This window comes from Pseudopedobacter sp., assembly GCF_040392825.1.
Classification (GTDB): domain Bacteria; phylum Bacteroidota; class Bacteroidia; order Sphingobacteriales; family Sphingobacteriaceae; genus Pseudopedobacter.
The window spans coordinates 22,356-31,529 of sequence record NZ_JBEBVH010000010.1 but is presented as its reverse complement, the minus strand read 5'-3'; the positions used below and the strand labels follow the sequence as shown (position 1 = coordinate 31,529).

Annotated in this window: 7 protein-coding genes; 5 read left to right on the top strand and 2 right to left on the bottom strand. The window is 34.5% G+C overall.

Annotated features, from left to right (window positions below):
* Positions 1 to 215: T9SS type A sorting domain-containing protein (locus ABWO41_RS01545; protein WP_353132369.1), on the top strand; the 215-nt coding region annotated here is incomplete at its 5' end.
* 131 nt (positions 216 to 346) lie between these two features.
* On the opposite strand, the gene ABWO41_RS01540 is transcribed toward ABWO41_RS01545, so the two are convergent.
* The gene (locus ABWO41_RS01540) at positions 347 to 1,708 is read right to left on the bottom strand and encodes a pyridoxal-phosphate dependent enzyme (protein ID WP_353132367.1); all 1,362 of its coding nucleotides are present in this window, start codon (positions 1,706 to 1,708) and stop codon (positions 347 to 349) included.
* 128 nt (positions 1,709 to 1,836) lie between these two features.
* Here ABWO41_RS01540 and ABWO41_RS01535 point away from each other — a divergent pair, with 128 nt between their 5' ends.
* Positions 1,837 to 2,820 (top strand): aldo/keto reductase, encoded by a 984-nt coding sequence (locus ABWO41_RS01535; protein WP_353132365.1) that lies wholly within the window; start codon positions 1,837 to 1,839, stop codon positions 2,818 to 2,820.
* A 73-nt stretch (positions 2,821 to 2,893) separates the two neighbouring features.
* Here the strand turns inward: ABWO41_RS01535 and ABWO41_RS01530 are convergent, their stop codons facing one another.
* Positions 2,894 to 5,089, bottom strand: coding sequence for a hypothetical protein (locus tag ABWO41_RS01530; RefSeq protein ID WP_353132363.1), 2,196 nt, complete (start codon positions 5,087 to 5,089; stop codon positions 2,894 to 2,896).
* 177 nt (positions 5,090 to 5,266) lie between these two features.
* Here ABWO41_RS01530 and ABWO41_RS01525 point away from each other — a divergent pair, with 177 nt between their 5' ends.
* The 3 genes from ABWO41_RS01525 to ABWO41_RS01515 all read left to right on the top strand — a co-directional run bounded on the left by ABWO41_RS01525 (position 5,267) and on the right by ABWO41_RS01515 (position 9,143).
* Positions 5,267 to 6,319 (top strand): LacI family DNA-binding transcriptional regulator, encoded by a 1,053-nt coding sequence (locus ABWO41_RS01525; RefSeq protein WP_353132361.1) that lies wholly within the window; start codon positions 5,267 to 5,269, stop codon positions 6,317 to 6,319.
* A gap of 72 nt (positions 6,320 to 6,391) precedes the next feature.
* A complete protein-coding gene (locus tag ABWO41_RS01520; protein WP_353132359.1) occupies positions 6,392 to 7,042 on the top strand; it encodes a carbohydrate-binding family 9-like protein in 651 nt (216 codons plus the stop codon).
* A 94-nt stretch (positions 7,043 to 7,136) separates the two neighbouring features.
* A complete protein-coding gene (locus ABWO41_RS01515; RefSeq protein ID WP_353132357.1) occupies positions 7,137 to 9,143 on the top strand; it encodes an ATP-binding protein in 2,007 nt (668 codons plus the stop codon).
* Positions 9,144 to 9,174: the final 31 nt, after the last annotated feature.

Here is a 9,174-nt window from a genome sequence, read left to right as displayed (position 1 = left end):
AAGATTTATATGTCTTGTATCCGGCAAAAGCTTTTAATCATACTTTAATTACTATTTCAGACATGACAGGAAAGATTATCAGGAAAATAGATAATTATGATATCAGTGATTCAAGTAACGTACTCTGCGATATAGAAAACTTAAAATCACAAGTTTATTTGGTAACTGTTTCTAATGCTGTTTTTAGTAAAAGTATCAGATTTGTTAAAAATTGATATCACGATTATACTAAATAAAATACACTATAATTACTAATAAAAAATAGTAAAATATACGTAAACAACCATTAATACTAAAAAAAATAAGCAAACAAATGATTTAATTATTTTTTTTAGTATTATATATATTATTCAGAAATCGCATTTATAATATCATATTGTGTAATAATTTCTATTTTACCCTGTTCATCTTCAACCAGCACAGCCGCATTTTCTTTATTAATTAAGCCCGATATTCTATCTATAGAAGTATTCAAGTCTACAAATGGAAAAGTTGCAGTCGTTATGCTTTCTACCTTTGCAGATTTCAGCGAAGGGTTTTCTAATAATGCACTCAGAATATCGCTCTCTGTAATTTTCCCTACCACCATCCCTTGCTGTGTTACCGGAATTTGAGAGATGAACAGCGATTTCATTGTATTTATCGCTTCTAAAACTGTTTTATTTACGTCAATGGTTACCATTTCCTGAGGTGTTCTTTTAGCAAGAATAGACTTAGCAGTTAGCTTGTCATCTTCCAGAAATCCTCTTTCCCGTAACCAATCGTCATTGAACATTTTCCCCATGTATCGCGAACCATGGTCGTGGAAAATTACAACTACAACGTCATCTTCTTTTAACTTGTCTTTCAGCTGCAACAATCCTGCTATTGCAGCACCTGCCGAGTTGCCAACAAATATTCCTTCTTTGCGGGCAATATCTCTGGTCATCAGGGCCGCATCTTTATCGGTAACTTTTTCAAACAGGTCTATTAAATCAAAATCTACGTTCCTTGGCAAAAAGTCTTCTCCTATGCCTTCGGTAATATAGGGGTAGATTTCTTTTTCATCAAAAATTCCGGTCTCTTTATATTTTTTGAATACAGAACCGTAGGTGTCAATTCCCCATATTTTGATATTTGGGTTCTTTTCCCTCAAAAATTTTCCAGCGCCGGAAATCGTCCCTCCTGTACCAACTCCTACTACCAAATGCGTAATTTTCCCTTCTGTCTGATCCCATATTTCGGGTCCGGTTTGCTCATAATGTGCTATAGAATTAGACAGATTATCGTACTGGTTAGGTTTCCATGAATTAGGAACTTCCTTTTCCAACCTGGAAGACACAGAATAATAAGAACGGGGGTCTTCAGGCTCAACGTCTGTCGGACAAACAATTACTTCGGCACCAAATGCTTTAAGTGCGTCTACTTTTTCTTTAGATTGTTTATCTGTGGTGGTAAAAATACATTTGTATCCCTTAATAACTGCAGCAATAGCCAGTCCCATACCTGTGTTTCCGGATGTACCTTCAATAATAGTCCCTCCCGGTTTTAGTTTACCACTTTTCTCGGCATCTTCTATCATTTTCAGAGCCATACGGTCCTTTATAGAATTTCCCGGATTAGTGGTTTCTATTTTAGCCAGAACAGTGGCCTTAATGTCTTTCGTGACTTTATTAAGCTTCACCAAAGGTGTATTCCCTATGGTTTCTAAAATATTATTGTACCACATATAACAAATTTACCGAATTTCCTCTAGTATTTTTTAACGCAGAAGATGGGGAGTTGTTCATTAGACAATTGTATGATTAACACTTTTTATCTTTTTGTTTTTACTTTTGAATTTAGAATTATACAAAAATGAAATATAGAATATTAGGTAAAACCGGTCTCGATATCTCTGAAATAAGCCTGGGCACATGGCAGGTTGGCGGAAAGTGGGGCGAGAAATTTAATTACTCCAATGCAGAACAAATCTTAAATCTGGCTATAGACAGCGGAATTAATTTTATTGATACTGCAGATGTCTATGGAGACGGAGAAAGTGAAAAAGCGGTTGGCAAAGTAGTTAAATCCAGAGCAGAAGAAATATATATTGCAACCAAATGCGGAAGAAAACTTTCTCCTCACATCAACGAATCGTATACAACAAACGCTTTACGCAAATGTGTAGAAGATAGCCTGAGCAATATGGGTATAGAATGCATTGATTTAATTCAACTGCATTGTCCGCCAACAGAAGTATTTTACAGAGACGAAATATTTGAACTTTTTGACCGTCTTAAGCAAGAAGGAAAAATAAGGAACCTTGGCGTTAGTATAGAAAAAGTGGAAGAAGGGTTAAGAGCTATGACCTATAGCAATGTAACCGCTATACAATTCATTTTTAATATGTTCAGGCAAAAACCTATTGATGAGCTTTTTGCTGCCGCAAAAACCAATAATATTGGTTTAATTGCCCGTGTGCCATTAGCCAGCGGCTTACTTACAGGAAAATTTTCAAAAACTACGACTTTCGAAAAAGAAGATCACCGTTTCTTTAACAGAAATGGCGAGGCATTCGATAAAGGCGAAACTTTTTCGGGGGTTGATTATCAACTTGGGCTTGAAGCTGTTGAAGAATTAAAGTCTATTTTCCCTGATGATGAGCTTGCCCTGGTTGCATTGAAATGGATTTTGCAATTCGAAGAAATAAGCTGCGTTATCCCGGGAGCCTCTTCACCTGTACAATTAGAAAACAACCTGAAAGCAGACAACTTACCAAGGCTTTCTGAGGAACAGATGAAGGCTGTAAGAACGCTTTACGAAAATAAAATTAAGAAGCAGGTTCATCATTTATGGTAATGCTGAAAATATAAAGAGGTGTCCAGAAATTATTGAACCGGACACCTCTTTATTTATTTTTGTCAAAGAATATCTATTTCGATGCAGACTTTTCTGTCATTTTATTAAAATAATCGTAATAAACGGCACCGTATATTTTTGAACCATCATCTCCGGTTCTCACGTGGCACCCATCACCACTCCAGGTTTTAGTTGAAAATTTGATATGAATCTTGCCAGAAGCAGGTGCGTTCTTAAGAAAAACAAGTTCCATTTTTTGGTTAATTTTTTGATTCGCCCTAACGCCTTCTTTTTGCCAATCCATATTAAGCGCTGTTTTTTTAAGGCCAAAATCTACACCATAAGCATAAGGGTTTCTCACTACGGCATCTGATCCGTATACATTTTTACCATCTACAAATACCTGAAAATTCTGGCGATTTTTGCCATCAAACCCATTTATTTTGGCTTCCATATAACCCGTCAGCGGATTAAGTTTTAATGTACTTGCATCCAAAATCACCTCTTTATCCCGGTTTTGAGAATATTGATAGTCATAAAAAGGTTTAACTTCTAAATTCTCGACTTTTGTTTCTTTAGAAATATCATTCATCAGATCCCAATATCCCCATAGCTCTCTTGCCCCAATAATTGGTAGCGGATTAACCATAGAAGCAATCTGTACTTCTGACTTTAACTTTCTAATATGATTAACAAATTTTCTAAAGTCCTGCTCGAAAACAGACAGAGATCTAACGCGGATTTCCATTCCTTTAAGCACATCAATATTATTATAAATCAATTCTCCGGGTGTTATAGGTCTGTCAAAAAATATCTGGTGGTTGGCTTCATCATATTTTTTAACCTTTCTCACAATATATTCTTTATTATTAGAATAGTATCCGCCAAGAAATACGTAGTCTCCCTGCTTAGGCGCTGCTTCTATTTTATGATGCTGATCTGCTAAAAATATAACGCTATTTTCTGTTATTTTATCAATTTTACCTGCCCATTTTTGAAATTTATAAGTATCCGAAGCTTCGGTATATGCTATAGATTTAATGGGTAGTGTTCTAATAGACTGCAATTCCTGCAAAGAAAAATTAGGATATTCGGTATAAAGTTTATATCCTTTTACACTCCAATCATCATTTGGAGTTGTCTCCATATATAAAATATCTGGCGAGAAGCTTGCAATTTTTTTATAGCTCCGGTGAAAGTCATCCGGATTATTAAAGAATGTTAGTTTCCACCCCCCAATACCTGCATTTTGGAAAGAAAAAAATCTGTTGGTTGCAAAATTGAATATAAAATATGGAAGACCTTTTGCATTCTTATAATTGCCTTTTAGCTTTAATTCTACATTTCGATTTTTAACCTCTTTAAATCTGTAAGTTTTAACAGCTCTGTCATCTGTCTCCCTATAATCAAGGCCACTGGAAACTCTGGTTGGCTTAGTAATATCAAATGATACATCTCCATCACCAAAAGGACTTTCCAACTCACCTTTATCAGATTTTCCTATTGTAGTTTTCTCGTAGCTAATTTCTTCCCCATAAGAAAAAGAAATAACCAGCTTATCTCCTTTTACCGGGGCATTTTTAAAAGAAATCCAGTGGTGAACTTCCGGATCTCCGTTTTTATCTTTACCATATTTTCTGATTACCAGATAATCTAAGTGTTTAGGAATTTCTCCTCCGCCATAGCCTCCCTGGTTATGGTCGCCTTTTAACAGATTATTATTCAGAAATATCTGATGCCCGAAAGTAAACGCTCTTCCCAAGTCAAATTGTTTGTTCACACCGTCTCCGTTAAACTCTTTTTTATCGGTTCCGATAGGGCTTGTATTCCAATTATTAAAAGTATCATATAATTTGCCATCTATATATAGTTCTATTTCTGAGGCAGAATTATTATCTCTTTCTATGCCCTGTACAATCGTGATTTCATCGCCAACAGTAGAAAATTTGATATTTGAATTTACACCAGTAATTTTCAAAGCCTCTCCTCCAAAATATTTTTGATCGTTAGGCCCATTTAAGTAAGATTTATTTCCTTCTACCTTTACCATTTTAGGTTCTACAGTAGTAGATTTCTTTCTCTGGATATTCAAAATGGCTTCTCTTACTAACCCAGACTGTAAAAAACCACCTCCCCAGGTAACAGAAGATCCTGCGAAGCTGATTCGCCAATTCTTAGATGCAACATGTGAGACAGCTGGTTTTTGCTGACTAAAGCCAACAAATGAAACCAGAATAAATAGCAAAATGATGTGAAATCTCTTGTTCATAATCAGTATGACGTTAACGTTACCGAAAACAATTATATAAATTAATTTTTAACAAAAGAAATCAGATCGCACACTTATTTTAATTGATAACAAGCCTTATACCTATCTGCTTCTTTGCTCTGTTTTTATAATTCTATGAAGAAATTAATACATTTGCCTAGTTAAATAAGCAATGTAATGCCGAAAAAGATAGTTCGAATAAAAGATATAGCTTTAAAATCCGGAGTTTCTACAGGTACAGTCGACAGGGTTCTTCATAACAGGGGAAGGGTTTCTGATGATGCAAAACAAAAGGTTTTAGCTGTTATAGAAGAACTTAATTACGAACCAAACCTGCTTGCGAGAGCATTAGGAAATAACAAGGTTTTTGCGATCGCTGCCCTTATTCCCGATGCTAAATTAGATTCCTATTGGGAGGCTCCTGCTTTGGGAATAAAACACGCTGAAAAAGAGTTGAGAGGTTATGGCATCAGCGTAGAACAATTTCTTTTTAATCCATACGATGTTAAGAGTTTTATTAAACAGGCCCAACAAATAGCAGCTAACGATTTTGATGGTGTGCTTGTCTCTCCTATTTTCTATAAAGAAGTTTTGCCTTTTTTAGAAGACTGGAAAAAAAACGGAATTCCTTTTGTATTCTTTAATACGCAAATTACCGATTTTGGTCCGTTAAGTTATATTGGACAAGATTCTTTCCAAAGCGGACTAGTTGCGGCAAAATTAATAGATAACAGTGTTTCTGATGGATGTATTGTTATTGCTCATATTGACGAAAATATTAAGAATGCAGCGCATTTACGTGAAAAAGAAGAAGGTTTCAGGACTTTTTATAAAAAGAGAAAGGGCTTTAATATCGTGGTTTCGGAACTGACACGATCTACTGAAGAAGAATTTTCTGAACAAATGCAGCAACTTATTAAAGATTATAAAGATTTAAAGGCCATTTATGTTACTACTTCCAAGGCTTATTACATTGCCCATTTTCTGCAAAAAAATAAAATAAAAGATATTAAACTGGTAGGCTATGATTTATTGGAGCAGAATATAAAATATCTTGAAAACGGACTTATTAATTACCTGATAAACCAAAACCCGTATGGACAGGGCTATTGGGGTATTTCTTATTTAACAGATCATTTAGTTTTTAAGAAGAAGGTGCCAGCCATAAAACATCTTCCTTTAGATATTGTGATTGCAGAAAACAGCAAGTACTACTTAAATAAATATTAGTTCTTCTTTAAATCTTTATTAAAATAACAAATGCGTGTGCGCTAACAAGGTAGTTTTAATATCTTTGTAGCAATGAATACGCTTATTATACAATATAACCCTCAGATAAGTATAAAAAATAAGGCAGAAGATATACATCATTTACTGGATTCTACTGAAAAACATGCTGTTAACCAAAGCGCATGGCCCAATAAGGATTATATAGGTAGTTGCGAATTTTCTGTTTTATATGGTGATGATGCCATTGCTATTAAATATTTCATAACGGAAGATGAAATCAGGGCGGTTTATAATCAAACTAATGATCCTGTTTACAAAGATACTTGTGTTGAATTTTTTGTAAGCGTAGATAATGAAAATTACTACAATTTTGAGTTTAATTGTAATGGTGTTTGCTTAGCACAACATGGACCAGATAAAGCACACAGAACCTTCCTGCCTATAAGAGATATCGAGCTCATTAAAACCAATAGGTTCATTCGCTTTGTGAATGTGGGGACTACAAATTTAATACACTGGGAATTAACCGTAATTATCCCTTTTAAAGCTTTTTCCAGAGATAACATTCAAAGTTTAAAAGGAAAATCTTTGGATATGAATTTCTATAAATGTGGAGATGATCTGATGCAGCCCCATTATTTATCGTGGAATAGAATAGATACAGCTATTCCTGATTTTCATAAACCAGATTTTTTTGGAAAAGGGGTATTTGAGCTAAGTTAGAATACTTAAATTGTATTTTATAAAAAACACTAGTTGAAAAACTTTTTGTTATTTTTATTATTGTATTATTTGGTATTTTCCTATAGCTTTTTTTATGCCAATATCTTCAAATTCAGTTAGTGAGATTCAGGACACCTTAAGTGATAAATCTATTTATGAAGTTTTTAAGGCAATTTTCGAAAATCATCCTTTACCCTTTTATGCCTGTAATATAGCTGGGAAGATTATTTATTTTAACGAATCTGCCGTGAACCTCTGGGGACAGATCCCAAAAGAAAATGCCCTTTGGACCGGAGCCTGGAAATCGTATAACACAGATGGCATTCTCTTAACCCCGCAAAAAAACGAACTGCTAGATTGCCTTAAAAGTGAAAAAGAAGAAGGCAGTAAGGAAATATTAATCGAATTACCCGATTTTAGTTTAAAGCGCGTAATTTCTACTCCTAAATTATTTTTAGACAAACAAAACAATATCGTAGCCATTCATAATACTTTGGTTGACATTACACCTAAAAGTACCGGTGAACACCATTCTATATTTACAGATATTGTAAAACATGCTTATAATGCTATTATCAGTAAAGATTTAAATGGCATAATAACCAGCTGGAATTTAGAAGCCGAAAAGATTTTCGGTTATTCTGAAGATGAAATGATTGGCCTGTCTATTACCAAGCTTATACCAAAGGATAGACTTGAAGAAGAAACTATAATCATAAGCAAGATTAAAAGTGGACAAAAAGTAGATCATTATGAAACGATCAGACTCAAAAAAGACGGATCAGAGATAAATGTGTCTATTACAATCTCCCCTATTTACAATAACAAAGGAGTAATTATAGGAGCGTCTAAAATTGCAAGAGATATTTCCGTAGAAGTATCTCACCAACAGGCATTTAAAAAATACTCTGAGAATCTGGAAATGCTCTATTCCATAGGAAAAGCTATATCGGAGAAATTAGATGTACAAGCGATTTTACAGAAGGTGACCGATGCTACCACAAAAATTACGGGTGCGAATTTTGGAGCTTTCTTTTATAAAACAACAAATTCTTCCGGCGAAGAAATGATGCTTTATAATTTATCCGGAACTTCTCGTGAAGTTTTCGACAAAATGCAAATACCTAAACAGACAGATCTTTCCCAACTGGCATTTAATGGTAATGAACCTGTTCGTATTGACGATATTACGCATGATTCCAGATATAAGCTTACCATGCCTTATGACGAGCATTTACATATAAAAAGTTATCTGGCTATGCCTGTAAAACTCAATTCCGGAAAGGTTATTGGCGGTTTATTATTTGGACATAAGGAATCTTCGAGATTTACAGAGGAACATGAAAATATATTAAGCAGTATTGCTTCGCAAGCGGCTATAGCGTTAGATAATTCTGAGTTATTTGAAGAAATCAAATCACTCAATCTAAAAAAAGACGAGTTTATTGCTTTGGCAAGTCATGAACTGAAAACACCTTTGACTTCTATTAAAGGTTATTTACAAATTCTTTCGAGAAGTACTCATGACAAGGAAATGAGTAAACTATTTGTAAATAAAGCTTTGATACAGGCTGATAAACTGGAATCTCTTGTTTCTGATCTTTTAAATGTATCAAAAATTGAGGCCGGTAAATTACAATTCAATACCGAGGTATTGGATTTCCGCGAGTTGGTGATAGAAAGTATAGAAAATTTCTCTTACACCGCAAGATCGCATAAGATTGTTTTCGAAGACAATCAATCTCCGCTTATCGTAGAAGGAGACCAGCAAAGATTAGAGCAGGTAATTACTAATCTTCTCAGCAACGCCGTAAAATATTCACCTAAATCTGATAAAGTTTACGTTTCTCTGCTTTCCAATGATAATTCTGTAAGTGTAAGTATCAGAGATACGGGTATTGGGCTCTCTCCGGAAAGTCAGAAAAAAATATTTACGAGATTTTACAGGGCTGATGGTGTTAACAACATTTCGGGATTGGGATTAGGATTGTATCTGACCAAGGAAATTATTGAACGTCACCATGGAAACATTAAAGTAGAAAGTGAACTGGGACAAGGTGCAAACTTTATATTTACACTGCCTCTTTATAAAAAACCATAAGATTATTTATAGCTAAAACCACTTCGAAAGC

Coding starts and splice junctions, on each gene's coding strand:
- ABWO41_RS01540 (WP_353132367.1), bottom strand. CDS start 1,708: ATGTGGTACAATAATATTTTAGAAACCATAGGGAATACACCTTTGGTG.
- ABWO41_RS01535 (WP_353132365.1), top strand. CDS start 1,837: ATGAAATATAGAATATTAGGTAAAACCGGTCTCGATATCTCTGAAATA.
- ABWO41_RS01530 (WP_353132363.1), bottom strand. CDS start 5,089: ATGAACAAGAGATTTCACATCATTTTGCTATTTATTCTGGTTTCATTT.
- ABWO41_RS01525 (WP_353132361.1), top strand. CDS start 5,267: ATGCCGAAAAAGATAGTTCGAATAAAAGATATAGCTTTAAAATCCGGA.
- ABWO41_RS01520 (WP_353132359.1), top strand. CDS start 6,392: ATGAATACGCTTATTATACAATATAACCCTCAGATAAGTATAAAAAAT.
- ABWO41_RS01515 (WP_353132357.1), top strand. CDS start 7,137: ATGCCAATATCTTCAAATTCAGTTAGTGAGATTCAGGACACCTTAAGT.